General features: G+C 68.7%; 23 protein-coding genes and 2 tRNA genes. 9 read left to right on the plus strand and 16 right to left on the minus strand.

Annotated features, from left to right (window positions below; all coding sequences use genetic code 11):
* Window position 1: 1 nt before the first annotated feature.
* The 10 genes from ADBZ5U_RS03825 to dnaA form a co-directional block, all read right to left on the minus strand.
* Window positions 2–74: transfer RNA gene (locus tag ADBZ5U_RS03825), tRNA-Ala, on the minus strand.
* 130 nt (window positions 75–204) lie between these two features.
* Window positions 205–278 (minus strand) — tRNA-Ile (locus tag ADBZ5U_RS03830).
* A gap of 58 nt (window positions 279–336) precedes the next feature.
* Window positions 337–1,053 carry a DUF3566 domain-containing protein gene (locus tag ADBZ5U_RS03835; protein ID WP_526262545.1) on the minus strand — a complete coding sequence of 239 codons (717 nt, stop codon included), beginning with the start codon at window positions 1,051–1,053 and terminating at the stop codon, window positions 337–339.
* A gap of 60 nt (window positions 1,054–1,113) precedes the next feature.
* Window positions 1,114–4,665 carry an intein-containing DNA gyrase subunit A gene (gyrA, locus tag ADBZ5U_RS03840; RefSeq protein WP_526262547.1) on the minus strand — a complete coding sequence of 1,184 codons (3,552 nt, stop codon included), beginning with the start codon at window positions 4,663–4,665 and terminating at the stop codon, window positions 1,114–1,116.
* 19 nt (window positions 4,666–4,684) lie between these two features.
* Window positions 4,685–6,715: a DNA topoisomerase (ATP-hydrolyzing) subunit B gene (gene gyrB / locus ADBZ5U_RS03845; protein WP_526262549.1), complete on the minus strand. Its 2,031-nt coding sequence runs from the start codon at window positions 6,713–6,715 to the stop codon at window positions 4,685–4,687.
* A gap of 234 nt (window positions 6,716–6,949) precedes the next feature.
* Window positions 6,950–7,537 carry a DUF721 family protein gene (locus tag ADBZ5U_RS03850; RefSeq protein ID WP_526262551.1) on the minus strand — a complete coding sequence of 196 codons (588 nt, stop codon included), beginning with the start codon at window positions 7,535–7,537 and terminating at the stop codon, window positions 6,950–6,952.
* Window positions 7,534–8,682 (minus strand): DNA replication/repair protein RecF, encoded by a 1,149-nt coding sequence (gene recF, locus ADBZ5U_RS03855; protein ID WP_526262553.1) that lies wholly within the window; start codon window positions 8,680–8,682, stop codon window positions 7,534–7,536. The genes ADBZ5U_RS03850 and recF overlap by 4 nt, the downstream gene beginning before the upstream one ends.
* Window positions 8,683–8,687: 5 nt before the next feature.
* Window positions 8,688–9,581: a phosphogluconate dehydrogenase (NAD(+)-dependent, decarboxylating) gene (gene gnd / locus ADBZ5U_RS03860; protein ID WP_526262555.1), complete on the minus strand. Its 894-nt coding sequence runs from the start codon at window positions 9,579–9,581 to the stop codon at window positions 8,688–8,690.
* Between the two features lie 21 nt (window positions 9,582–9,602).
* A complete protein-coding gene (gene dnaN, locus ADBZ5U_RS03865) occupies window positions 9,603–10,787 on the minus strand; it encodes a DNA polymerase III subunit beta (protein WP_526262585.1) in 1,185 nt (394 codons plus the stop codon).
* Window positions 10,788–11,252: 465 nt separating this feature from the next.
* Window positions 11,253–12,740 carry a chromosomal replication initiator protein DnaA gene (dnaA, locus tag ADBZ5U_RS03870; protein ID WP_526262557.1) on the minus strand — a complete coding sequence of 496 codons (1,488 nt, stop codon included), beginning with the start codon at window positions 12,738–12,740 and terminating at the stop codon, window positions 11,253–11,255.
* Between the two features lie 424 nt (window positions 12,741–13,164).
* On the opposite strand from dnaA, the gene rpmH reads away from it, so the two are divergent.
* The 9 genes from rpmH (at window position 13,165) to ADBZ5U_RS03915 (ending at window position 19,234) form a co-directional block, all read left to right on the plus strand.
* Window positions 13,165–13,308: a 50S ribosomal protein L34 gene (gene rpmH / locus ADBZ5U_RS03875; protein WP_005142265.1), complete on the plus strand. Its 144-nt coding sequence runs from the start codon at window positions 13,165–13,167 to the stop codon at window positions 13,306–13,308.
* 20 nt (window positions 13,309–13,328) lie between these two features.
* Window positions 13,329–13,682 (plus strand): ribonuclease P protein component, encoded by a 354-nt coding sequence (gene rnpA, locus ADBZ5U_RS03880; RefSeq protein ID WP_526262559.1) that lies wholly within the window; start codon window positions 13,329–13,331, stop codon window positions 13,680–13,682.
* Complete coding sequence (gene yidD, locus ADBZ5U_RS03885; protein WP_526262561.1) at window positions 13,679–13,939, plus strand: membrane protein insertion efficiency factor YidD; 261 nt, start codon at window positions 13,679–13,681, stop codon at window positions 13,937–13,939. Before rnpA ends, yidD begins: the two co-directional genes overlap by 4 nt.
* Entirely contained in the window at window positions 13,932–15,026 is a 1,095-nt protein-coding gene (gene yidC / locus ADBZ5U_RS03890) for a membrane protein insertase YidC (RefSeq protein WP_526262563.1), read from the plus strand. The genes yidD and yidC overlap by 8 nt, the downstream gene beginning before the upstream one ends.
* A gap of 44 nt (window positions 15,027–15,070) precedes the next feature.
* Entirely contained in the window at window positions 15,071–15,628 is a 558-nt protein-coding gene (locus ADBZ5U_RS03895) for a Jag family protein (protein WP_526262565.1), read from the plus strand.
* A 34-nt stretch (window positions 15,629–15,662) separates the two neighbouring features.
* Window positions 15,663–16,364 carry a 16S rRNA (guanine(527)-N(7))-methyltransferase RsmG gene (gene rsmG / locus ADBZ5U_RS03900; RefSeq protein ID WP_526262587.1) on the plus strand — a complete coding sequence of 234 codons (702 nt, stop codon included), beginning with the start codon at window positions 15,663–15,665 and terminating at the stop codon, window positions 16,362–16,364.
* Window positions 16,361–17,284, plus strand: a complete 924-nt coding sequence (locus ADBZ5U_RS03905) for a ParA family protein (protein ID WP_526262567.1) — start codon at window positions 16,361–16,363, stop codon at window positions 17,282–17,284. Before rsmG ends, ADBZ5U_RS03905 begins: the two co-directional genes overlap by 4 nt.
* Window positions 17,285–17,297: 13 nt before the next feature.
* Window positions 17,298–18,299 (plus strand): ParB/RepB/Spo0J family partition protein, encoded by a 1,002-nt coding sequence (locus tag ADBZ5U_RS03910; RefSeq protein WP_526262569.1) that lies wholly within the window; start codon window positions 17,298–17,300, stop codon window positions 18,297–18,299.
* 233 nt (window positions 18,300–18,532) lie between these two features.
* Window positions 18,533–19,234 (plus strand): acetyltransferase, encoded by a 702-nt coding sequence (locus tag ADBZ5U_RS03915; RefSeq protein WP_526262571.1) that lies wholly within the window; start codon window positions 18,533–18,535, stop codon window positions 19,232–19,234.
* 3 nt (window positions 19,235–19,237) lie between these two features.
* Here the strand turns inward: ADBZ5U_RS03915 and ADBZ5U_RS03920 are convergent, their stop codons facing one another.
* The 6 genes from ADBZ5U_RS03920 to ADBZ5U_RS03945 form a co-directional block, all read right to left on the minus strand.
* Window positions 19,238–20,446, minus strand: a complete 1,209-nt coding sequence (locus tag ADBZ5U_RS03920; RefSeq protein ID WP_526262573.1) for an N-acetylmuramoyl-L-alanine amidase — start codon at window positions 20,444–20,446, stop codon at window positions 19,238–19,240.
* Between the two features lie 97 nt (window positions 20,447–20,543).
* The gene (gene trxA, locus ADBZ5U_RS03925; protein WP_526262575.1) at window positions 20,544–20,864 is read right to left on the minus strand and encodes a thioredoxin; all 321 of its coding nucleotides are present in this window, start codon (window positions 20,862–20,864) and stop codon (window positions 20,544–20,546) included.
* Complete coding sequence (gene trxB, locus ADBZ5U_RS03930; protein ID WP_526262577.1) at window positions 20,861–21,853, minus strand: thioredoxin-disulfide reductase; 993 nt, start codon at window positions 21,851–21,853, stop codon at window positions 20,861–20,863. The genes trxA and trxB overlap by 4 nt, the downstream gene beginning before the upstream one ends.
* A 63-nt stretch (window positions 21,854–21,916) precedes the next feature.
* Entirely contained in the window at window positions 21,917–22,168 is a 252-nt protein-coding gene (locus ADBZ5U_RS03935) for a hypothetical protein (RefSeq protein ID WP_526262579.1), read from the minus strand.
* 4 nt (window positions 22,169–22,172) lie between these two features.
* Entirely contained in the window at window positions 22,173–22,727 is a 555-nt protein-coding gene (gene sigM, locus ADBZ5U_RS03940; protein WP_526262581.1) for an RNA polymerase sigma factor SigM, read from the minus strand.
* Between the two features lie 56 nt (window positions 22,728–22,783).
* Window positions 22,784–25,338: protein kinase family protein (locus tag ADBZ5U_RS03945; RefSeq protein WP_526262583.1), on the minus strand; the 2,555-nt coding region annotated here is incomplete at its 5' end.

Raw genomic sequence — 25,338 nt, forward strand, 5'->3', positions numbered from 1 at the left:
GTGGAGCCTAGGAGATTCGAACTCCTGACATCTGCCTTGCAAAGGCAGCGCTCTACCAACTGAGCTAAGGCCCCGTTCCCCTGCCCTGATCCAGGGTGTGCCACACCTCGCCGCGACGCCTCGAGAACATCAGCCACACCGCGCCCGCCACCGCTGCGAGAACGGCCGGCTTCGTGGGCACTCCCCGGGTCAACCTGGACATCGTGGGCCTAGGAGGACTCGAACCTCCGACCTCTTCGTTATCAGCGAAGCGCTCTAACCACCTGAGCTATAGGCCCGCACGGACGAGCGTCGACACTACCGCACCGCCCGCGGCCTGCCCAAACCGCGGGACGCTCAGTCCAGATCGGCCAGGGTGACCTCGACGCCGCCGACGATGTCGGTGCAGAGGTTGTAGATGTAGGCGCCGGCTGTGGCCATCGCGGTCAGCAGCACGATGTTCACCAGCCCGATCAGCGCGGCGCCACCGAAGATCGAACCCGCCGAGACCAGGTCGCCACCGCCGCCGCCGTTGGTGAGCAGGTCACCGACGTTGCTGTTGAGCTTGCTCCACACCCCCATGGCGCCCAGCGCCAGGTAGAGGAACGCCACCGCGATCATCCAGACGAAGAACAGCGCCACGTTCAGCAGCAGCGAGACCTTGAGCGCACTCCACGGATCGATGCGGCGGATCTGCATGCTGGCCCGCACCGGGCCGCGCGGGCGGCCGGCGCCCTCCCCCCGGGACGCCGGGGACGCCGGGCCGGCGGTCTGCCGGCCCAGCGGTTGCGCCGGCCTCGGCACCGGACCGGACAGGTCCGGCAGTTCGCTCGGGATGGCCTCGACCACACCGGCGTCGGTGCGCTGGTTCAGCCCGGACAGGTCCGGTGCGGCGGTCCCGCTGATGTAGCGGCTGGCCGGGATGTCGCCGGCCGGCGGGGCAGCGAGCCGTGCCGCCGGTCCGTCGGTCCGCGGCCGTGGCCCGTTGGGCCACGGCGGCACGTCGGTCGACACGTCGCCGATGACCGGGCGCTCGCCCAGGCCGGGCTGGCCCGGCTCGTTCGGTGAACCCACCGCTACTCCTACTCCTCATGCCCCGCGGTTGGCCGCGTTGGCCGCCGGGGGCCGCCGGGCCTAAGCCTCGGGCCCGCCCTCGGCGTCGTCCGGTTCGTCGGCGTTGCGGGCAATGGCTATCAGTGTGTCGCCCTCGCCCAGGTTCATCAAGCGAACGCCCTTGGTCTGGCGTCCGGCCTTGCGCACCTGTCGCGCCGCGGTGCGGATCACTCCGCCACCGGAGGTGATCGCATACAACTCGCTGTCGTCGTCGACCACCAGGGCGCCCACCAGACTGCCACGGCGGGCGTCGTACTGGATGGTCAGGATGCCTTTACCGCCGCGGCCCTGGGCGGTGTACTCCTCGATCGCGGTGCGCTTGGCAAACCCGCCGGCCGTCGCGACCAGCAGATATGTGCCCTCCCGAACCACGTTGAGGCTCAACAGCCGGTCGTCGGCGTTGAACCGCATGCCCTGCACGCCGGAGGTGGCCCGGCCCATCGGGCGCAGCGCCTCGTCGGTGGCCGAGAACCGGATGGACTGGCCCTTGGCGCTGACCAGTAGCAGGTCGTCGGAGGCCGAGCACAGCACCGCACCGACCAGTTCGTCGCCCTCGCGCAGGTTCACCGCCACGATCCCGCCGGAGCGGTTGGAGTCGAAGTCGGTCAGCTTGGACTTCTTCACCAGGCCGTTGCGGGTGGCCAGCACCAGGTAGGGCGCGTCCTCGTAGGTCTTGATCTGGATGACCTGGGCGATGCGCTCCTCGGGCTGGAACGCCAGCAGGTTGGCCACGTGCTGGCCGCGTGCGGTGCGCAGCGCCTCCGGCAACTCGTAGGCCTTCGCCCGGTACACCCGGCCCTGGGTGGTGAAGAACAGGATCCAGTCGTGGGTGGAGCAGACGAAGAAGTGCCGCACGATGTCGTCCTGCTTGAGCCCGGCGCCCTGCACGCCCTTTCCGCCGCGCTTCTGACTGCGGTACAGGTCGGTCTTGGTGCGCTTGGCGTAGCCGGTCTCGGTGATCGTGACGACGACGTCCTCGCGGGCGATCAGGTCCTCGTCGGAGACCTCGCCCTCGGCCGCGATGATGCGGGTGCGGCGATCGTCGCCGTGCTTCTCGGCGATCTCGGCCAGTTCGTCGCGCACGATGATGCGCTGGCGCTCCGGCTTGGCCAGGATGTCCTCGAGGTCGGCGATCTCGGCCTCGATCTTGGCCAGGTCGTCGATGATGCGCTGGCGTTCCAGGGCGGCCAGCCGGCGCAACTGCATGTCGAGGATTGCCTGGGCCTGGATCTCGTCGACGTCGAGCAGTTCGATCAGGCCCGCCCGGGCGATGTCGACGGTCTCCGACCGCCGGATCAGCGCGATCACCTCGTCGAGGGCGTCGAGTGCCTTGACCAGGCCGCGCAGGATGTGGGCCCGCTCGTTGGCCTTGCGCAGCCGGTAGGTGGTTCGCCGCACGATCACGTCGAGTTGGTGCTCGACGTAGAACCGGATCATCTGGTCCAGCCGCAGCGTGCGCGGCACACCGTCGACGATGGAGAGCATGTTGGCGCCGAAGCTGGTCTGCAACTGGGTGTGCTTGTAGAGGTTGTTCAGCACCACCTTGGCGACCGCGTCGCGCTTGATCTCCACGACGATGCGCAGGCCCACCCGGTCGCTGGACTGGTCCTCGATGTTGGAGATGCCGGCCAGCTTGCCCTCCCGGACCTGGTCGGCGATCGAGGTGATGAAGTTGTCGTGGTTGACCTGATAGGGCAGCTCGGTGATGACGATCGAGGTTCGCCCGCGGGAGTCCTCCTCGATCTCCACCACGCCGCGCATCCGGACCGAACCGCGGCCGGTGGTGTAGGCGTCGGCGATGCCGGTGGTGCCGACGATCAGCCCGGCGGTGGGGAAGTCGGGTCCCTTGACCCGCTCCATGCACGCGGCGAGCGTCGACTCCTCGTCGGCGTCGTAGTTCTCCAGGCACCAGTAGACGGCCTCGGCGAGTTCGCGCAGGTTGTGCGGCGGGATGTTGGTGGCCATGCCCACCGCGATGCCGCCGGACCCGTTGGCCAGCAGGTTGGGGAACCGGCTCGGCAGAACCGTCGGCTCCTGCACCCGGCCGTCGTAGTTCGGGATGAAATCGACTGTCTCCTCGTCGATTTCGCGCAGCATGTCCATCGCCAGCGGGGTGAGGCGGGCCTCGGTATTGTGGCTGACGAACCCGTTGGTGATGAACGAGTGGTCGTCGGTATCGACCCGGAGACTGTAGACGGGCTGGACACCGGCATCAGTCACCGACGCAACCTCGGCGAAGTAGAAGCGCCCGTCGGTGAGGTCTGAAGCGATTGCCCGGACATCGGGGTCGGCAATCCTATTCAGGACCTCTGACCCGTCACGTCGCCAGCGCTGGACGCTGCCGATGTTGTGCTTGCGCAGCCACTCCTTGTCGGCCCAACTGCTGCCGCAGTGCTGGCGGACGAACTCGGCGAGGCCCGGCACACGATCGCCGTCCGACCCCGCGGCCCGCGCGGGCAACGCAGCCAACAGCCCCTCGAGCTTCCGCTGCTTTGCGCCACCGAACCCGACCTGGGCGCTGAACAGCTCGGCCTGCGCCCGGTTGGTGATGACGACCTTGTATTCACCGGTGGCGTGCCGGTACTTGCGGGCGACTACACCGAATTCGAGAAGCATCTGCTGGACGTCGGACGCCAGGCGGGAACTCTTCGTCGAGTAGGAGACCTCGATGGTGTTGCGCGGCAGCGCAGAACAGGAACCATCGCCCTCGAACAGCGCCTGCAGGAATGCGCGCTTGACGGCCGCGGGCGCGTTCCAAACCCCGTCGGGGACGAACTTCGCGGCCGAACGGCTACCGGTCAGCTCAGCGAGGGGGCCGGTCAGGGTCTCCTCCCGGGCTGCGCAACCGAGTTCGGTCGGTTGCGAGCGCTGGAGAACGACTCGGTCGCCGGGTCGGACCTCCTCGATCAGCTTCCACAGCAACGTCGGAACGCCGCCGAAATCGACCAAGCACAGAAGCGGGTGGTTTGCGGTACCGGTGACCGAGAAACCCTCGGTCGTGGTTACCTCGAAGGTCTGGTGTTCGCCGGAATGGAACAACCGGTCGGCGGTAACCGGGTTCCCATGCCGATCGAGCACTTTGAGGTCTATGACCGTGTCGCTATTGGGCTTGGTGGGCGCTACATCGGCGATGCGAACACTCTGGCCCAGGGGAAGGCGCACCAACGCATCGCCGGTGACGCAATACCGCATGGCGGCCGGCGGGTCGTTGCCCGGCGAACCGAAGTTGCCCTGCCCGTCGACGAGGGGGTAGCGCAGCGACCACGGCTGGGCCATCCGGACCAGGGTGTCGTAGATCGAGGAGTCGCCGTGCGGGTGGTAGTTGCCCATCGTCTCGGCCACCGACCGCGCCGACTTGGCATGGCTGCGGTCCGGGCGGAAACCGGAGTCGTACATCGCGTAGAGCACGCGTCGGTGTACCGGCTTGAGGCCGTCGCGCACCTCGGGCAGCGCGCGCCCGACGATCACGCTCATCGCGTAGTCGATGTAGCTGTTCTGCATCTCCTGCTGGATGTCGACCGGTTCGATCCGGTCGCCGGCAGTCCCGTCGGGCGGCAGCGTGGTGTCAGTCATTACGTCCTTCGGTTATGCGTTAAACGTCAAGGAAGCGAACGTCTTTGGCGTTGCGGGTGATGAAACTGCGCCGCGCTTCGACGTCGTCGCCCATCAGGATGGAGAACAGTTCGTCGGCCGCGGCGGCGTCGTCGAGGGTGATCTGGCGCAGCACCCGCACCGCCGGATCCATGGTGGTCTCCCACAGTTCCTTGGCGTCCATCTCGCCCAGACCCTTGTAGCGCTGGATGCCGTCGTCCTTGTTGATCTTCTTGCCGTTGGCCAGGCCGTGCTCGAGCAGGGCGTCGCGCTCGCGGTCGGAGTAGGCGAACTCCGGTTCGATGCGCTGCCACTTGAGCTTGTACAGCGGCGGTTGGGCCAGGAACACGTGGCCGTGCTCGATCAGCGGCTTCATGAACCGGAACAGCAGGGTCAGCAGCAGGGTGGAGATGTGCTGGCCGTCGATGTCGGCGTCGGCCATCAGCACGATCTTGTGGTAGCGCAGTTTGGCGATGTCGAACTCGTCGTGGATGCCGGTGCCCAGCGCGGTGATGATGGCCTGGACCTCGGTGTTCTTCAGCACCCGGTCGATCCGCGCCTTCTCGACGTTGATGATCTTGCCGCGCAGCGGAAGGATCGCCTGGAACATCGAGTCGCGGCCGCTCTTGGCCGAGCCGCCGGCCGAATCACCTTCCACCACATACAGTTCCGAGGCCTTGGGGTCGGTGGAACGGCAGTCGGCCAGCTTGCCGGGCAGGCCGCCGATGTCGGTGGCGCTCTTGCGGCGCACCAGTTCGCGGGCCTTGCGGGCGGCCAGCCGGGCCTGCGCGGAGGACACCGCCTTGTTCAGGATGATCTTGGCGTCGGCCGGGTTGGATTCGAACCAGTGCGTCAACTGCTCGTTGCACACCTTCTGCACGAAGGACTTGACCTCGGTGTTGCCCAGCTTGGTCTTGGTCTGGCCCTCGAACTGGGGCTGGGCGACCTTGACCGAGATCACCGCCGCGAGGCCTTCGCGGATGTCGTCGCCGGTGAGGTTGGGGTCCTTGTCCTTGAGGAGTTTCTTGTCCTTGGCGTACTTGTTGACCACGCTGGTCAGCGCCGCCCGGAAACCCTCCTCGTGGGTTCCGCCCTCGTGGGTGTTGATGGTGTTGGCGAAGGTGAAGACCGATTCCTGGTAGCCGGCGTTCCACTGCATGGCCACCTCGACCTCGTGGCCCTCGCCTTTTCCGCCGAAGTCCACCACGCTGGTGTGGATCGACTGTTTGGTGCGGTTGATGTGCTTGACGAAATCGACCAGCCCGCCGGGGTAGTGGAAGGTGCGGTGCATGACCTTCTTGGCGGGGGCGGATTTCTCGGCCGCGATCTCGTCGGCGGACTTCGGCGCCTCGGCGGTGTCACTGACCACCTCGTCGACGACTTCCTCCGGTGTCACCCGCTCGTCGGTGAGGTTGATGGTCAGCCCCTTGTTGAGGAAGGCCATCTCCCGCAGTCGCTGCTCGACGGTGTCGAAGTCGTAGTCGGTGGTCTCGAAGATGTTCGGGCTCGCCCAGAACCGGATCGTGGTGCCGGTCCTCCTGGTCTTCTCACCCTGTTTGATGCTGCCCGGGATGGAGTTGTCGTAGGTCTGGAACCACTCGTAGCCGTCGCGGCAGATATCGGCCTCGAGGCGGGTGGACAGCGCGTTGACCACCGAGACGCCGACGCCGTGCAGACCTCCGGAGACCTGGTAGGCGCCCTCCTCGAACTTGCCGCCGGCGTGCAGCACGGTCATCACCACGTCGACGGTCGGGACGCCGGACTCGTGCATGGCCACCGGGATGCCGCGGCCGTTGTCGCGGACCTCGACGCCACCGTCGTCGAGGAGTCGGACGTCGACCTGGTCGGCGAACCCGGCCATCGCCTCGTCGACGGCGTTGTCCACCACCTCCCAGATCAGGTGGTGCAACCCGCGTCGGCCGGTGGAGCCGATGTACATGCCGGGCCGTTTGCGGACGGCCTCAAGGCCCTCGAGGATCTTGATGGAGTCCGCACCGTAGGCGTCGTCTGGTTTCTTCTTCTGGGCAGCCACGATCGAACCGGTCTCCTCGGGATCTTCAAGGCGGGCGGCCGGAGGGCCGCGCGAACATCTGTGCACAGTCTACCGGGAAGGTGGGACAGGACCGATTCTCCGGCAGCGTTTCTACACAGCTAATTGCGCCGTGCGCGCCCAATTCCGGATTGACATGCCTGCGGACGGCTGACACGCCCGCCGGAGAGGTTTTGGTGCCGCTGAGGCCTGTGATAGGGAGGGGCCCCGATCGGGTCAGCCGTAGGTGTCCCGGGGGCCGCGGCCGGAGATGTGGCGGGGTCCCTTACGCCATGACGGCGCCGCCGGTCCGGTGATCTTCAGCGCCGTGACCACGCCGTCGCCGACCGCCGCGGCGATCTTCGCCAGCAACTGGGCCTGGACCATCCTCAACTGGGTGGCCCAGGCGGTGGATTCGGCGGTGACGCTGAGCACCCCGTCGCGCAATGCGGTCGGCCGGGCGTGTCCGGCGATCTGCTCGCCGACGACCGCCGGCCACTCCGCGAACACCGCGCCCTCGGCGACCTTCGGGCTCCAGCCGCGGTTCTTGGCCAGGTCGCGGGCGGCCCGACCGAGGGGTTGCGGATCGCGGGCGTCGGGCCCCGGGCCGGACCACCGGCGCCGGCCCCGCGCGGCCGCCGGACGCGCCGCCTTGGGGATCCGGCGGCCCTGGCCCACTTCTTTGCCCTGCCCCCGCGCGGCGGCGCGGGCCTCTTCGAGGGCCCGCCTGACCAGGTCCATGCCGGCCAGGCCGGCCAGGTGTTCCGGCGGGGCGGGGGCACCGGCGTCGGCGGCAGCGTCCGGGGCGTCGTCGGGATCGGTCACGGGAGCACCAGCGCGGAGGCGCGCCCGTCGTCCTCGTCGCGCAGGGTCACGCCGATCCGTGCTGCGTCCCAGTCCCCGGGAATGTCCTCGCCGACCGCCGCGGTCACCAGCACCTGCTCGGCGCCGGCTGCCACCGCGGCCAGCGCCCGGCGGCGCGCGTTGTCCAGTTCGGCGAACACGTCATCGAGTAGGAGGACCGGTTCGCTGCCCTCGTCGCGCAGCAGTTCGTAGGCGGCGAGCCGCAGGGACAGTGCCAGCGACCAGGACTCCCCGTGACTGGCGAAGCCCTTGGCGGGTTGTTGGCCCAACCGCAGTTCCAGGTCGTCGCGGTGCGGGCCGACCAGGCACATTCCGCGTTCCAACTCGGCGCCCCGGCGCCGCGCCAGGGCCTCCAACAATGCCGCCTCCAGCGCGTGGACCCCGCCGTCGGCCGGATCGGCGTCGATGCCGGGCCGGTAGGCGATCGCCGCCGGCCGGGATGCCGGCGCCAGGATCTGGTACGCCTTCTCGACCTGCGGGCCGAGTTGGTTCACCAGGTCGATCCGGGCCGCCATGAGCTTCGCGCCGTGCGCGGCGAGGTGGCCGTCCCAGACGTCCAGGGTGTCCAGAACCCCGGGATCGGAACGCAGCCTGGAGTTGGCCGCCGACTTCAGCAATGCCGTGCGCTGGCGCAGCACCTTGTCGTAGTCCGCGCGGACGCCGGCGATGGTGGGCCGGCGCACGGTGGCCAACTCGTCGAGGTAGCGCCGCCGCTCAGCGGGATCACCGCGGACCAGGGCAAGGTCTTCGGGAGCGAACAGCACCGCGCGAACAGCACCGAGGACCTCGCGGGTGCTGCGCACCGGGGACTTGTTCAGCCGCGCCTTGTTGGCCCGGCCGGCGGCGATCTCGATGTCGACCGCCAGTTCACGGCCTTCGTTGACCACGATCGTCGAGACCACCGCGCGTTCGGCCCCCGCCCGGATCAGCGGCGCGTCGGTCGCCACCCGATGCGACCCGAGGGTCGCGCAAAACCAAAGGGCCTCAACGAGATTGGTCTTCCCGAATCCGTTGGAGCCGACGAAGACCGTCCGGCCCGGCGCCAACTCCAGGTCCACGTGGGCCCAGGAGCGGAAGTCGCGGAGTGCCAGGTGACGGACGTACATTCGATTCAGCCGGACAGCGGAATCCGTTTGACCGCGTGCCCGCCGAACTGGTTGCGCAGCGCCGACACCGCTTTCATCGTCGGTGACTGTTCCTGCCGGGAGGCGAATCGGGCGAACAGCGACGCCGCGATCACCGGTGTCGGGACACGGTGGTTGATCGCCTCCTCGACGGTCCAGCGACCTTCGCCAGAGTCCTCGGTGTAGTCCGAGATGTCCGCCAGGTCGGGATCTTCGAGCAGTGCCTTGGCCAGGAGTTGCTGCAGCCAGGATCGGACCACAGTCCCGTTGGTCCACGCCTGGATGACGGCTTGGGTGTCCGTGATCAGCGGTTCGGCGTTGAGCAGTTCGTAGCCTTCGGCATAGGCGTGCATCAGGCCGTACTCGATGCCGTTGTGCACCATCTTGGCGTAGTGGCCGGCGCCGACCGGGCCGGCGTGAACGAAACCGTCGGCGGCCGGACCGGCGGGCCGCAGCGCGTCGAAAATCGGCATCAGCCGCGCGATGTCCCCCTCGCTGCCGCCGACCATCAAGCCGTAACCCTCGGTCAGACCCCATATCCCGCCGGAGACACCGGCGTCGACGAAGCCGATCCCCCGGGTCGCGAGCAATTCGGCGTGCGGACCGTCCTCGGTGTAGCGGGAGTTGCCGCCGTCGACCACGAGGTCGCCGGGGGAGAGGACCTCGGCCAGTGAGGCGACGGTCTCGTGGGTGATGGGACCGGACGGGACCATCACCCACACGACCCGGGGTGCGTCGAGTGCCTCGGCCAGCGCGGCCAGGGTCGGAACGTCGGAAACCTCCGGTCGCGGGTCGTAGCCGATGACCTCGTGGCCGGCTTCGCGCAACCGTTCGCGCATGTTGAAGCCCATCTTGCCCAGACCGATCAGACCCATTTGCATGCTGCTTCTCCTTCGAGAGGTTTAACCGGGGAGCCGTACCGGCATGAGTAGATAGACGTAGTCGGAGTCCAGCGCCGGGAACGGGCCGGGGCCGGTCGGACTCTCGGCGCCGGCGGGCCGCATCACGGCCGGCCTGCTTGCCGTGGTGAACCCGAACGTCACCCGGTCGGAGTGCAGCGAGGCCAGCCCATCGGTCAGGTAACCTGGATTGAACGCGATGGTCAGCGGATCTCCAGCGAAGTCGACCTCGAGGTCCTCCTCGGCCAGGCCGACACCGTCGGCACCGGCTGACAGCCGCAGCGTTCCCGGCGCGAACTCCATCCTGACCTGAGCGCCGCGGTCGGCGACCAGGGCCACGCGTTTGATGGCCTCGATGAGATCGGTGACGCCGACGGTGGCCACGGCGGTGTGCTCGCCGGGAAGCAACTGGCGGTACTTCGGGAACTCGGTGTCCAGCAATCGCGTCGTGCTGCGCCGGCCGCCACTGCGGATTCCCAGCAGGCGCTCCTCGCCGACCGCGGCGCCGGAGCCCAGGGCCAGGTGCACGTCGCTGCCCGGGCTGACCGACTTCGCGGTCTCGGCCAGCGTCTTGGCCGGCACCAGGACGGCCGCGTCCACCCCCGGCGAAGCCGTACCCCAGGTGAGCTCCCGGACGGCGAGCCGGAACCGGTCGGTTGCGGCCAGCACGACCTTGTCTCCCGAGATCTCCACCCGGATACCGGTCAGCATCGGCAATGTGTCGTCCCGGCCGGCGGCGACTGCCACCTGACCGACCGCCTCGGTGAACAGATCCGCCGGCAGCACACCGGTCTCGGCCGGCAGGGACGGCAGGGACGGGTAGTCCTCGACCGGCATCGCCGGGAGCGAGAATTTCGCGCTGCCGCAGGTCAGCAGCATTCGGGTGCCGTCGACGCTGACATCGACGGGCTTGGCGGGCAGCGCGCGGGTGATATCCGACAGCAGCCGGCCCGACACCAGAACCGTTCCGCTGGAAGCGATTTCGGCCGGAACGGTCACTTCCGCGGAAACCTCGAAGTCGAATCCCGCAATCGTCAGGCCCTCATCGGAGCCCGTGATCAGCACACCGGCCAGCACCGGGTTCGACGGCCGGGAGGGCAGACTCCGGGCCACCCAGGCCACGGCATCGGCGAAGTCTTCCCGCACCAGGCGGAACTTCAAGTCGGAGCCAACCGTCGTGGTCGCCACGTTCATCGTGTCCCTTCACATCACCCCGACCACAGAGCGCCGGTCAGATCACAACCTAGAGCGTCCGGGGTCATCTGGAAAGCTAATCGGTGGTGGTGACAACCGGGTGCCGACACGTGCCGATCGGGTCCCACCCGCGCTGCTCCCCAACTGCGTTCTTCTGAGAGAAACCCTTTGAATATCTCTGCAGTAACAGTATTAGGGGCTGTGCAACTTGTGGATGGCCGGGAGTATGGCCTGCTCGGCCGGTATCAAAGGGTGGGGATGAAGTGTGGATGACCTGGCCGGCGCGGCAGGGAGGCTGTGGAACGGCGACGGTCTGTGCACGGCGGCCGTGTAGCCGGCCGGGGTAGTCCCCAGCATGCCGCACAAGGTGTTCACAATGCGCGGCTGTTACCGCTGCTAATTAGAGTTGCCAAAGTTTTTCGAAGTTTTCGGCCGTCTGCCGGCCCGCGACGGCGTGAATCAGCGCTTCGAACGCTGCCGGATGCGGGTGGTGAGTTCCTTGACGTGATCGAAGACCTCACGGCGCTGCGCCATTTCGCCGAGGATCTTGCGCTGGGCGTACATCACGGTGGTGTGGTCTCGCCCGAAGGCCTGGCCGATCTTCGGCAGCGAAAGGTCGGTGAGCTCCCGGCAGAGATACATGGCGATCTGACGGGACTGGGCCAGTGCCCGGGTCTTGCCCGGCCCGCGGAGTTCCTCGACGGTGGTGTCGAAGTAGTCCGCGGTGGCGGCCATGATCATCGCGGCGTTGATCTGGGCGGTGCCGGCGTCGGCGATGAGGTCCCGCAGCACGATCTCGGCCAGCGCGGTGTCGATCGCTGTCCTGTTCAACGACGCGAAGGCGGTGACGCGAATCAGCGCCCCTTCCAGTTCGCGGATGTTGCGCTCGATGCTGCTGGCGATGAGTTCCAGGACGTCGTCGGGGACCGCCAGGCGTTCCATCTGTGCCTTCTTGCGCAAGATGGCGATGCGGGTCTCCAACTCGGGTGGCTGGACATCGGTGATCAGGCCCCATTCGAAACGGGTCCGTAGCCGGTCCTCGAGTGTCGCCAATTGCTTGGGCGGCCGGTCGGAGGAGATGACGATCTGTTTGTTCGCGTTGTGCAGGGTGTTGAAGGTGTGGAAGAACTCCTCCTGGATACCTTCCTTGCCCTCGATGAACTGGATGTCATCGACCAGGAGGATGTCGATGTCGCGGTAGCTGCGTTTGAACGCCACCTTGCGGTCATCCCGCAGGGAGTTGATGAAGTCGTTGGTGAACTCCTCGGTGGAGACGTACTTGACGCGCATGCCGGGGAACAGCCGCTGCGCGTAGTTGCCGGCCGCGTGCAACAGGTGGGTCTTACCCAACCCGGATTCACCCCAGATGAACAGCGGGTTATAGGCGCGGGCCGGTGCTTCGGCGATCGCCAGGGCCGCCGCGTGGGCGAAGCGGTTGGATGCGCCGATGATGAAGGTGTCGAAGGTGTAGCGCCGGTTCAGGCTCGCTGCCGAGGGCGGCTCCTCCGGATCGCTGCGGGATCTCTCGCCGAAGTAGTCGGGCCACCGCCGCTGGTCGGCCGCTGCCGGCGCCCGGTCGTCGTCGAGGTTGTCCAGGTCGAACTCGTTCAGCGGGATGTCGTGGTCGGGGGAGTCGTCGGGACCGTGGGAGGGTTCGATCCGGACGCCCAGTTCCACCCGCTGCCCAAGGCGACGGCTGAGGGCCTCGACGATCGGAGTGCGCAGATGCCGTTCGATCTCGTTCTGAACGAAGGGGCTCGGCACCGAGAGAAGTGCGAAGCCCTCTGCGATGGTGAGCGGCTGGACGAGCTTCAGCCAGGCGCGCTGCTGTGGGGTGAGCCCGGGGCCGAGCGGGGTATCGGGATCCGACCAGCCGCTGTCCCCGTTGAGCTCGGCGACGACGGAGTTCCACACCGAGGCGAAATCGGACCCGGGATCATCTGTCAACGACGGACTTCCCCCCGGTTCCGGCTGCTAAGAGGAGATCCCAGACCCTGTCCACAACGTTATCCACAGTTGTGTACAGGTGATCGGAAATCTCGTCGGTTTCCACAGCGTATGGGCATTAGTTGGTTCCTGACGCAGAAACCGGGAATTGGTCGACGGCCTCTGTGCTCTGGCAGAAGCTAACAGGTTTCTTCGCCGGTGCCAACAGTTATCCGATGACATGGTCGCAAGCCGGGCGCCGGAGGATTGCGGTTTGACCTGCGCAGGTGTCCTCAGTACCCTCGTGGAGTCGCCCAACCACGGGCGACACGGCAGCGACCGGGTTCCGGGACCGCGCCGGTTCGAGAGAGCAACAGGCGACTGGGTCAAAGGATCAGCAGGTGATCCGGCGCATCCGCCAGATGTCTGACGAGGAGATAAAGCCGTGGCCAAGGGTAAGCGCACCTTCCAGCCGAACAACCGGCGACGGGCAAGGGTCCACGGCTTCCGGCTGCGCATGCGGACCCGGGCCGGCCGCGCCATCGTGACCGGCCGGCGCCGCAAGGGCCGTCGCTCGCTGACTGCCTGACCTCCCGGCCCCCTTCTCCAGTGCTCCCGGCTCGTAACCGGATGACGCGGTCTGCGGAGTTCAGCCACACCGTCAAGCACGGCGTGCGGGCACCGCAGCCCGACCTCGTCGTGTACGCCTATCGGGCGCCTTCCGGCGCGGGCCCGCAGATCGGTTTGATCGTCGCGAAATCCGTTGGTGGCGCGGTGGATCGGCACCGCGTCGCCCGCAAGCTGCGGCATGTGGCGCGCGCGGTCGTCCCCGAACTGGATCCCGCCGACCGGTTGGTGATCCGGGCTCTGCCGGGCAGCCGTGACGCCGGGTCCTCGGAGCTTGATCGGGAACTGCACGCCGCGGTCCACCGAGCGCACCGACTGATGGAACGGTACCGGTGAGTGCGCGGGCCGGCCGCGTCACACACGCGGTGATCCGGGTCATCCAGTGGTACCGGCACATGGTGTCGCCGATGCGACTGCCCTCGTGCCGGTTCATGCCGACCTGCAGTCAGTACGCGGTGGAGGCCCTCGCCGAATACGGTCTGGTGCGCGGCGGTTGGCTCAGTGTGGTCCGGTTGGGCAAGTGCGGTCCGTGGCACCGCGGCGGATGGGACCCGATTCCCGAACGGCATCACGTCAGGAGCGCTCATGTTTAACTGGTTCAGCCTCGACTACGTGTACTACCCGGTGTCGGGGATCATGTGGCTCTGGTACAAGCTTTTCGGCGCGCTGCTGGGCCCGAGCAACTTCTTCGCCTGGGCGCTGTCGGTGATGTTCCTGGTCTTCACGCTGCGTGTTGTGCTCTACCGGCCGTTCGTGAAGCAGATCCGGACGACCCGCAAGATGCAGGAGTTGCAGCCACAGATCAAGGCGCTGCAGAAGAAGTACGGCAAGGACCGCCAGCGGATGGCGCTGGAGATCCAGAAGCTGCAGAAAGAGCACGACTTCAACCCGATCCTGGGCTGCCTGCCCATGCTCGCGCAGGTGCCGGTGTTCATCGGCCTCTACCACGTGCTGATGTCCTTCAACCGGACCCAGAGCGGCTTCGGCCGACTCGGGCTCTCGGTGGAGGAGAACCGCCGGCTGCCGAACTACTTCTTCAGCGCCAACGACGTGGCCAACTTCCTGGACGCCCACCTGTTCGGCGCCCCGATCGGCGCCTCCATCACCCAGCAGCACGGGCTGGAGGCCTTCACGGTGTTCAGCCGCCCGGCGGTGGCCGCGGTGTCGATTCCGCTGATGCTTCTGGCCGGTATCGCGACCTACTTCAACAGCCGGGCCTCGATCGCCCGGCAGAGCCCCGAGGCCGCGGCCAATCCGCAGACCGCGATGATGAACAAGCTTGCGCTGTATGTCTTCCCGCTCGGGGTGGTCGTCGGCGGCCCGTTCCTGCCGATCGCGATCATCATCTACTGGGTCTCCAACAACATCTGGACCTTCGGCCAGCAGCACATCGTCTTCGGGAAGATCGAACGCGAAGAGGCGGCCGAGAAGGAGGAGGCGCTGGCGCGGCGGGCGGCCAACGCCCCGGCTCCGGGCGCCAAGCCGATCAAGAACCGCAAGGGGGCCGAGGTGCCGATGGCCACCCAGGCCGACGCCGCCTTCGACGGCGACGAGCCGGCCGACGCCCCGGATGCCGGCGCCCGGCCTGCCGAAGGGCCCGGCGGGGATGCGCGGCTCGCCCGCGCTCCGCGGCCGGGCGCGCGCCCTGCGGGGCGCCCCAAGAAGAAACGGAAACGCTGACGCCGGAGACGGGGACAGTGTTGTTAGGCGCAAAGGAAGAGACGATGACCGAGACAGAGCCCGTCCAGCACGACCCGGCGACCCTCGAAGCGGACGTGCCGGTCGAAGCGCCGGCACCACCGGGCAAGGGTAAGGACCTGGAGGAGCGGCTGGTCGCCGAGGGCGAGATCGCCGGGGATTACCTGGAGGAGTTGCTCGACCTGCTGGACTTCGACGGCGACATCGACCTCGACGTGGAGGGCGACCGCGCGGTTGTCAGCATCGACGGCGGCGGCGATCTGGCCAAACTGGTGGGCCGCCGCGGGGAGGTGCTCGACGCACTGCAGGAGCTGACCCGGCTGGCGGTTCTTCAGAAAACCGGCGAGCGCAGCCGCCTGATGCTGGACATCGCCAACTGGCGCCGCCGGCGCCGGGACGAGCTCGCGGCGTTGGGGGAGAAGGTCGCCCGCCGCGTTCTGGAGAGCGGGGACCGCGAGGAGCTGGCCCCGATGACCCCCTTCGAGCGCAAGATCGTGCACGACGCCGTCGCCGGTGTCGACGGCGTGCACAGCGAGAGCGAGGGCGTGGAGCCCGCACGCCGCGTCGTGGTCCTCAAGGACTAATTACATTCCTGTAGTTCTGGTGCCTGGCGAAGGGATGTTTCACGTGAAACACCCCGCTCCCGACGCGCCGGACAGCGCGGCCGAGGTCTTCGGCGACCGATTGGATGCCGCCCGCAGATATGCCGAGTTGTTGGTCGGACCCGGCGTGGAACGCGGGCTGATCGGCCCTCGGGAAGTCGACCGGATCTGGGACCGCCACATAATCAACAGCGCGGCGGTCGCCGAACTGATCGAGCCGGGGGCCCGCGTGATCGACGTCGGAAGCGGCGCGGGCCTGCCCGGGTTGCCGCTGGCCATCGCCCGGCCGGATCTGTCGATGACGCTCCTCGAGCCCATGCTCCGGCGGACCGAATTCCTGGACGAGGTCGTCGGCGAACTCGGGTTGGCCGTCGCCGTGGTGCGGGGCAGGGCAGGGGAGCCGGCCATCCGCAGCATCGGTGGCGCCGACGCCGTGGTGTCCCGGGCGGTCGCCGACCTGGGCAAGCTCACGCGGTGGTGCCTGCCACTGCTCCGGCCCGGGGGCCGGATGCTGGCACTCAAAGGCGAACGGGCCGAGGAGGAACTCGCCGAACACCGGTCGGCGATGAGCCGGTTAGGCGCCGCGGAGGTCGAGGTGCTGAGATGTGGGACGAGCTACCTCAATCCGGCCGCCACGGTCGTTTCGGCGGTGCGCGGAGGGCGGCCACCGGCGGCAGGCCGCGGGCGCCCTCCCGCATCGGAAAGGAATGGACGATGAATCAGCCCCCGCCCGGGGACGGCCCGGGCGCTGTTTCACGTGAAACATGGTCGCCGATCGGCGACCCCGACACCCCGATCGGGGCCGCGGCCGAGCGCGCCATGCGGGTGCTCCACACCGCCGCGGGCCAGCTCCCCAGACCACGAAGCCGGCGCGTCTTCACCGTCGCCAACCAGAAGGGCGGCGTCGGCAAGACGACGACCGCGGTGAACATGGCGGCCGCCATGGCGGTCCACGGCCTCAAGACATTGGTGATCGACCTGGATCCGCAGGGTAACGCCAGCACCGCCCTGGGCATCTCCGACCGGCACTCGGGCACGCCGTCGTCCTACGAGGTCCTACTGGGGGAGATCCCGTTGCGGGCCGCTATCCGCCAGAGCCCGCACAGCGACAAGCTGTTCTGCCTGCCCGCGACCATCGACCTGGCCGGCGCCGAGATCGAACTGGTGAGTATGGTCGCGCGGGAGAACCGGCTCCGGAATGCCCTCGCCGGGCTCGACGAACTGGACTTCGACTATGTGTTCATCGATTGCCCACCGTCACTGGGGCTGCTGACCATCAACGCCCTCGTGGCCGCACCGGAGGTCCTCATCCCGATCCAGTGCGAGTACTACGCGCTGGAGGGTGTTTCGCAATTGATGAGGAACATCGACATGGTGAAAGCCCACCTGAATCCCCGGTTGAACGTCACGACCGTGGTGCTGACGATGTACGACGGGCGGACCAAACTGGCCGAACAGGTGGCCACCGAGGTGCGCCGCTTCTTCGGCGACAAGGTGCTGCAGACCGTGATCCCGCGCAGCGTCAAGGTGTCCGAGGCGCCCGGCTACGGCACGACGATCATCGACTACGATCCAGGCTCGCGGGGGGCGATGAGTTACCTTGACGCCAGTCGCGAACTCGCACTCCGGCCGAATTAGGAACAGAGGATCCATGGCGCAGCAATCGAAGCGGAAGGGCGGCCTCGGCCGCGGCCTGGCCGCGCTCATCCCGACCGGCCCCCCTGACGGTGGCCACAGGTTGGGGGACGCCGCGGCCGATGTGGTGATCGGTGGCGGTCCGGCAGCGCTGGACTCCGGGCCGGCCCACGTCGTCGCCGGGGATGTCGGCGCGGTGTACCGCGAGATCGCCCCCGGCGACATCGAGCCCAATCCGCGTCAGCCGAGGCAGGTGTTCGACGAAGAGGCACTGGCCGAGTTGGTCCACTCGATCCGCGAGTTCGGACTGATGCAGCCCATCGTTGTGCGTGAGGTGGCCGGCAGCGTCGGCGGCGGCGCGGGGCGTCGCTATCAGTTGGTGATGGGCGAGCGGCGTTGGCGAGCGGCCCAGCGCGCCGGCCTCACCGCCGTGCCGGCGATCGTTCGCCAGACCACCGACGACGACCTGTTGCGCGATGCCCTGCTGGAGAATATCCATCGGGCGCAGCTCAACCCGTTGGAAGAGGCGGCCGCCTATCAGCAGCTGCTCGACGAATTCGACGTCACGCACGAGGAACTCGCGAGCCGGATCGGCCGGTCGAGGCCGGTGATCAGCAACATGATCCGTCTGCTCAGACTGCCGATTCCGGTGCAGCGCCGGGTCGCCGCCGGGGTGCTGTCGGCCGGACATGCCCGTGCGCTGCTGGCGCTGGAGGGCGGGCCGGAGGCCCAGGAGGAGCTTGCCGCGCGGATCGTTGCGGAGGGCTTGTCGGTGAGGGCGACCGAGGAGGCCGTCACTCTGGCCAACCGGGCGGGGGACAAGCCCGCCGGCCCCAAGCGCCGCAAGCCCATCCAGATGCCGGGGTTGCAGGACGTCGCCGAGCGGCTCTCGAGCACCTACGACACCCGGGTGACGGTCAGCCTCGGCAAGCGCAAGGGCAAGATCGTCGTCGAATTCGGCTCGGTGGACGACTTGCAGCGAATCGTGGGTCTGATGGACACCACGAAGGCCCCATAGCGGCGCCCCGCCACACCGGCGGATTACGTCACTGTGACAGAATCTGCGTCCGCACCCCGCGCGGCGCGACAGCGTGTCTGCAAAAGCCAAGGGCCACAACGGTTTTCCGCGATGGCCCACCAGGCGGGGTTCTGGATGGTGGCCAATAGTGGCCGGGAGCGCCCGGCTCTCATATCCTGAAACTGCCGTCCGCGTCGCACGGCGCGGCGGCGGGGGAAGACCGGGAGAATTGCGTGTCGGTTCGCATCAGACCTCTGCGGCTCGAGGGTTTCGAGCAGCTGCCCAAGCACGCGCGCCGCTGCGTCTTCTGGGAGGTCGATCCGGAAACCCTCGATGGTGGTGACTACCTGCCCGACCCGGAGTTCGAGAAAGAGGCGTGGCTGTCCATGGTCATGCTGGAGTGGGGATCGTGCGGGCAGGTCGCGACCGCGGCGGTCGGCGCCGCTGAGGATTCCGACGAACCCTGTGTGGGTTACGTGCTCTACGCCCCGCCGCGGGCGGTTCCCCGCGCGCACCGTTTTCCTACCGGTCCGGTGAGCGCCGACGCCGTCCTGCTCACCTCGATGGGCGTCGAACCCGACCAGCCGGAGAGCCTCAAGACGCTGCTGATCGGTCAGGTGGTCGGCGAACTGGTCCGGCGCGGGGTTCGCGCGCTGGAGGCTTTCGGACGGACGCCGGAGTCGGCGGAGTTGCACGACGCCGTCGTCGACCCCGACCTTGCGCCGGCGATCCAGGCGCTGGGGGACTGCTCCTTCGACTCGTGCATGATCGACGCCGACTTCATCAAGGACGCCGGGTTCACGGTCGTGGCGCCGCACCGGTACTTTCCCAGGCTGCGGCTGGAACTCGACAAGGGGCTTGGATGGAAGGCGGAGGTGGAGGCCGCCCTGGAGCGACTGCTCGACGCCGGGCAACCGGTGGTCAGCGCCGGGTAGCGCTCAGACAGCGGGCCGGTCGTGCTCGGACTGCTCGTGCGCCAGCAGTTCGGCGAAGGTCAGCGTCCCGGTGGGGCGATCGTTCTTCCCGAGCAGGTACAGCCGCTTCACCGCGGCGAGGATGCCCTCGGCGATCGCGTCGCGGCACTCCCGGGTGGCCAGCATCGCCGAGTCGTGCGGGCTGGTGATGTAGCCGACGTCGACCTGCACCGTCGGCATCCTGGTCAGCCGAAGCAGATCCCAGGTTCGGCCGTGGGTCCGGCAGTCGCGTAGGCCCGCGCGCGCCACCACTTCCCGCTGAATGAAGTCCGCGAGGCCGCGCCCGATCGTGGACACCGATCCGTGCGCGCTGCCGAAGTAGAACGACGCGACGCCATTGGCGCCCGGACCGGGCTGACGCTCGAACCGAAGGCTGATCATCAAGTCGGCGCCGACGGTGTTGGCGGTGGCGGCCCGTTCGGTGTCGGCCGGGCTGCGGTTGGCCGGCCGGGACAGGAAGGTCTCCATCCCGATGGCCGTCATCCGGCCTTCGAGCCGGCTGGCCAGATCCCACAGAATGTCGGCCTCGCTGATCGGGCCCTGCGATCCGTTGACGATCAACCCGTGGTCCGCGCCCCCGCGGCCCGGGTCGATGATGATCCGTTTACCCGACAGCCGGGGGCCCGACCGCCGGACGTGCTCCTCCTCGCGAATCGCGTGCAGTGAGCCGCCGGTGACCCGAGAACCCAGAAAATACAAGGAGCGCAACGTTTCCGGGCCGCAGATACCGTCCGGCGCCAGCCCGCACTCCCGTTGGTAGGACATCAGCGAGTTGTGGGTCTGCAACCCGAAATGCCCGTCGACCAAGCCGGTGTAGAAACCGAGATCCTGCAACCGCGCCTGCAGCGTCGCGACGTCGTCGCCGTACATCGGTGCGCCGAACTGGTGCGCCAGGGTCCTGGCGCCCAACCGGTAGGAGGCCTCCCGCAGCGCTCGGTAGGTGGCCGGGCCGACCACGCCGTCCACCAGGAGGCCGCGACGCTGCTGGAAGGCGCGCACCGCATGGTCGAGTTCGGCGTCGAAGACGTCCGCCGCGACCTGCTTGCCGGTGGTCAGATCGTCGTCGGGATTCCCCAGCAGCCCCAGTCCGGCCAGCGCCGCGCGAATCTCGACGACAGCGCCGCCACGGTCCCCGCGGCGCAGAAGGTCGGGGCCGCTGCCGGGACTGGACATGACTGGCATTGTCGCAGACGGTCCGGGCTTTGCGCCAAACCGTTGACCGGAACGGCGGATAACGAATCCGTCTCCGCGCCGGCCCGGGAAGGGATAGCTACAGCGCGCTGTCGATGTCTCGCAGCAACGCCGCCTTGCCCTTGGCCCCGACGATGCGCTTCACCGGTTCGCCGTCCTTGAACAGGATCAGGGTGGGAATGGAGACCACCTGGAATTCGCGGGCGGTGTCCGGATTGGCGTCGACGTCGACTTTGGCCACCGTCAGGGCGCCGGCCTTCTCCGCGGCGATCTCCTCCAGCACGGGGGCCACCATCCGACAGGGGCCGCACCAGGCCGCCCAGAAGTCCACCAGCACCGGTTTGGCACTGGCCAGCACGGTCTCGGCGAAGTCGCCGTCGGTTACGTTCACGGTGCTCACGGTTGGGCTCCAATCATTGCGGTGCTGTCGGGATCGTGGGCCGAGTCGGGGTGGGCGAGCCAGCGTTCGGCGTCGATGGCCGCGGCGCAACCGCTTCCCGCCGCCGTGATCGCCTGCCGGTAGGTGCGGTCCACCAGGTCGCCGGCAGCGAACACACCGGGCAGGGAGGTGGCTGTGCTGTGACCCTGCACCAGGACGTAGCCGTCCGGGTCGACGTCGATGACGTCACGGACCAGTTCCGAGCGCGGATCGTGGCCGACGGCGATGAACACACCGGTCACCGCGAGGGTGGACTCCTTGCCGCTGACGACGTTGCGCACCCGCAGTCCGGTCACGGTGGTGTCGCCTTCGACCGCGACGACGCCGGTGTTGGTCAGGAAGGTGATCTTCTCGTCGGAACGGGCGCGTTCCAGCATGATCTTGGATGCGCGAAACTCGTCGCGGCGGTGCACGAGGGTGACGCTGCGGGCGAAGCGGGTGAGGAAGGTGGCCTCCTCCATCGCCGAATCGCCGCCGCCGACCACGGCGATGTCCTGATCCTTGAAGAAGAACCCGTCACAGGTGGCGCACGCGCTCACCCCGCGTCCCAACAACTCCTGCTCACCGGGGACTCCGAGGTAGCGGGCCGCCGCGCCCATGGCCAGGATCACCGCCCGCGCCAGGTGGGTCTCACCGTCGGCGGTCACCACCTTCTTGGCCGGGCCGTCCAGCGACACCGACTCGACATCCTCCATCCGCAGGTCGGCGCCGAATCTCAGCGCCTGTTCGCGCATCTCGTCCATCAGGTCCGGGCCCATGATCCCGGACCGGAACCCGGGGTAGTTCTCCACCTCCGTGGTGGTCATCAAAGCCCCGCCGAAGGACGTGCCCTCGAAGACCAGCGGCCGCAGTTGCGCGCGGGCGGTGTAGATGGCCGCGGTGTATCCGGCCGGGCCGGATCCGATCACGATGACGTCATGCACGGTGCTGTTCATACCTACGTCGCTCATACCCGCTCTTTCTGCGATACCTGGTCAAACAACAGGGTAGGCGGGGCTGTTCCCGGGCGTACGTCAAGGGGTTCGGCCGTCCGGGCCGACGGCCGGGGTCACGGTGATCAGGCTGGCGCTGGCCGGTGCGCCCTTCGACGGCGCGAGAGAACCCGGGCAGGACGCGGCGGCGGCGACGGTCGCGGCCAGCACGAGGGCGACCCCGACGGCAGTGCTCAGCCGTAGCGGCGGGTGCCAGGGCCGTGCGGCGTGCGCGGGCCGGGCCGACCCCGGCCCGCCGGTGACGGTGTTTCGCCCCGATCGTTCGACATCCACCCGATCAGTGTGCCGCCCAGGTGCCGGGACCGCCCAGCATCGCGGCGAGCCGCGCCCGGCCGCGGGCGCACCGGCTCTTGACCGTGCCCTCGGCGACTTCGAGGAGCGCGGCGGCATCGGCCACCGAGTAGCCGTGCATGTCGACCGCCACGACGGCCTCGCGCTGCCGCGCCGGGAGCGCCTGCAGCGCCTGCCGGACCACCAGTGCGGTCTCGAGTCGGGCTGTGCCGTCCACCGCCGGGGGGCAATCCTCGGCGGTGAGCGGCACCGTCGGGCGAACGGCGTTGCGCCGCAATCGGTCTCGGCAGGCGTTGACCACTATCCGACTGAGCCAGTTTCCGACCGGGGCATCATGGCGGAACGACGCGGCGGCCCGATGGGCGGACAGCATGGCGTCCTGGACCGCGTCGTAGGCGTCCTCGGCGGTACGACTGCGGCACCGCGCCAACCGGTAAAGCCGCTCGCGGTGGCGGTGGAACAGTTCCCCGAAGGCGTAGCGGTCCCCGGCGACATGCGCGCGCAGCAGTTCGCCGTCGCTGCGGTCCGGGAAGCTGGGCACCGCGCGGACATTAATCACCGCGGCGGGGGCCGGCACTTCACCCGCGCCGGCGGATGTCAGGAAGCGGCGGCGCGAACGGTGATCTCGGAGATGTCGGTCCGACTCTGCCCCCCGACCTGGCCCAGCGTCGAGATCCACACCAGCACATTCGAGGTCGGTGCCGCCGACGGCACCGGGATGGTGTCGGTTCCGGGCTTGACCAGTGTCGGACCGGTCAGCAGGGTGGTGTCCTCCAGAGTGGCGGGACTGGCCGAGTCGGCCGACCTGATCTGGATCTGGGTACCGGTGCTGGAGACCCCGAGGGTGACGCTGCCGATCACCGTCGGCTCGGGCAGCTGGAGCATCAGCCCGACACCGTTCTTGAAGCCGGGGAAGGGCACCGGGTCGGTGTAGGTGTCGGTGGGCCACACCGTCGCCGGGTCGCCGTCGATGGCCAGTCCGGCGCGGTTGGGCGCGTCGGCTCCGCCGCCGGGCGAGAACACGGTGGCGGCGACGGGCTTCACCACCGGCCCGCTGCTCGCCGTGCCCGCCGTGGTGGTGGTGGTGTTCAAGCCGAGTTGTTCGCCCTTGAGCCCGTCGCCGCCGACGTCGCCGAAGAGGCCGCGCAGGAAGGTTCCGAGCAGGATGAGCGCGGCCGTCAGCACCGCGGCGCCGATGCCGGCGCCGATCATCAGCCTCCGCTTGCGCCGGGCCGAGACCGCCGGGTCGTTCTCGCGCGGTTGCTCCGGCCCGTGTGCGGGCGGCGGCACGGGGTGGGCGGCCGTCGCCGCCGCGTCGGGAGCCATCGCCGCCGGCGCCACGGCTTCCGGTCGGGGGGTGCGCTCGGCCTGCGCGGTCGCCTGCTGCAGCAGGTGCAGCAGCGTCGGGGCGCTGCTGATACCACCGCCGGGCTCGACGGCCCGGACGGCCGCCGAGCTGATCGGGAACGGGATGGCGCCGTTGATCGCGCATGGTTCCACCGGGTCGCCGGAGGGATCACGATCGGCCGGTGTCAGTCCGCTGCCGGTGCCGGTCTCCGGTAGCGGCCAGCGGTCGACGAGCAGCGCATACAGCGCCGCGCCGATCCCGCGGATGTCCTCGGCCGGGCCGGCGCCGGCCAGGGTGGCCGGGAAGGCCAGTGCGACGTCGCCGTCGATGCTCACCCGGATCCGGCTGGGGTGGTCGACCGACAGCGCCACCCCCGCCCGGTGGGCTTCGTCGGCTGCCGCCGCCAGTGACTGGACGGCGCGCGCTCCGCCGATCGCCGACGGCGAGGTGGCCGCCACCTCCTTCAGCGAGCCGCCCCGAATCCATTCGGACACAACGAGTCCGCCGCCGTTGTCGATCGGGGTGACGTCCAGGATGTGGGCCAGGCCGGGGTGCCGAACGCGACTGAGTTGTTGAGTGCGGGTGAGGATGGCTTGGACCTGATCGGCCGGCATGGTGCGTTCCGGGTCGATGAACGTCAGCGCCACCTGACGGTCCAGGGCGGTGTCCAGGGCCTGCCAGAACTGCAGACCGGCCGGCCCGCCGTGGAACACCAGCAGCCGGTAACGCCCGTTTGCCGCGGTCGCTCCCGGCGCGAGTGGGAGCGCGGCCCTGGCGACGGCGAAGGATTGCGTCTCCGCGGACGACCGGCCCGCGACGTCGGGCTGGAAATCGCCGGCTGCCGGTCGGGGGATGTTCGCCGTCGCGTCGCCGGGCGGGCCGGCAGGCGTGGCCGGGGGGTGATCGCTCAGCTCCGGTCCTTTCCCGGTGTGGGCTGGGGTGTCGGCGTCGGGCGCCGTGACTTCAGGGTACGTGACGAAACGTTGCTTCTGGGGCAGGTGAGAGTCGTGTGGCGGGGTCGGGCGGGCCTGGTCCGGACGGCTGCGGCGGCCGGTCCGCCGCCGCACGGCGTCCCAGCCGGCGACCGCGTCGGGCACCCGGGCGGCCAGCATCACCGCTGTCAGGACGGGCAATCCGACGCCGGCCAGGACAGCCAGCCGCAGCATCGAGCCGGCGCCGCCGCCGCGGGCAGTGAGGTGCTCCTGCAGGCCAAGGGCCCGATCCACGCCGGCCGCGGCGAGCGCCGCGGCCACCGAGGCCGCGGCGGTGACCAGCATGGTGCGGGTCACCGCGGCGTCCAGCAGCCGACCGTCGGGCGGGCGCAGTGACCTGCGCAACAACAGATGGCCGAGCAGCGCCCCGGCGAGGAACCCGATTCCGTTGGCGGTGCCCAGGTAGCCGGCGACCAGGTCCGGATCGTCGGTGAGCCGCGGGGCGAGCAGCGAGGCGGCGATCTTCACCGCCGTGATGGCGACGATGATCAGGATCGGCGTCCACGGATCGTCGCGGGCGTAGAACACCCGCAGCTGGAGCAGCACCAGGGCGTAGGGAATCAGGGTGAACGACGACAGCGCGATCGCCGTCCCCAGGTAATTGGCGTCGACTTCGCCGAACTTGCCGTAGGCGAACAACGCGGTGCCGATCGCCGGTCCGGCCACCGTCATGAAGGCCACCACCGGGATCAGCGTCACCATGGTGAGGCGGGTCGCCAGCGACAGGTCGGCGAGCACGGCCGGGTTGTCGCCGGCGGCGGCGTTGCGGCTCAGCCGCGGCATCACCACGGTCAGGATCGTCACGCCGATCA

The organism is Mycobacterium sp., from assembly GCF_040398885.1.
In the GTDB taxonomy this organism is placed as follows: domain Bacteria; phylum Actinomycetota; class Actinomycetes; order Mycobacteriales; family Mycobacteriaceae; genus Mycobacterium.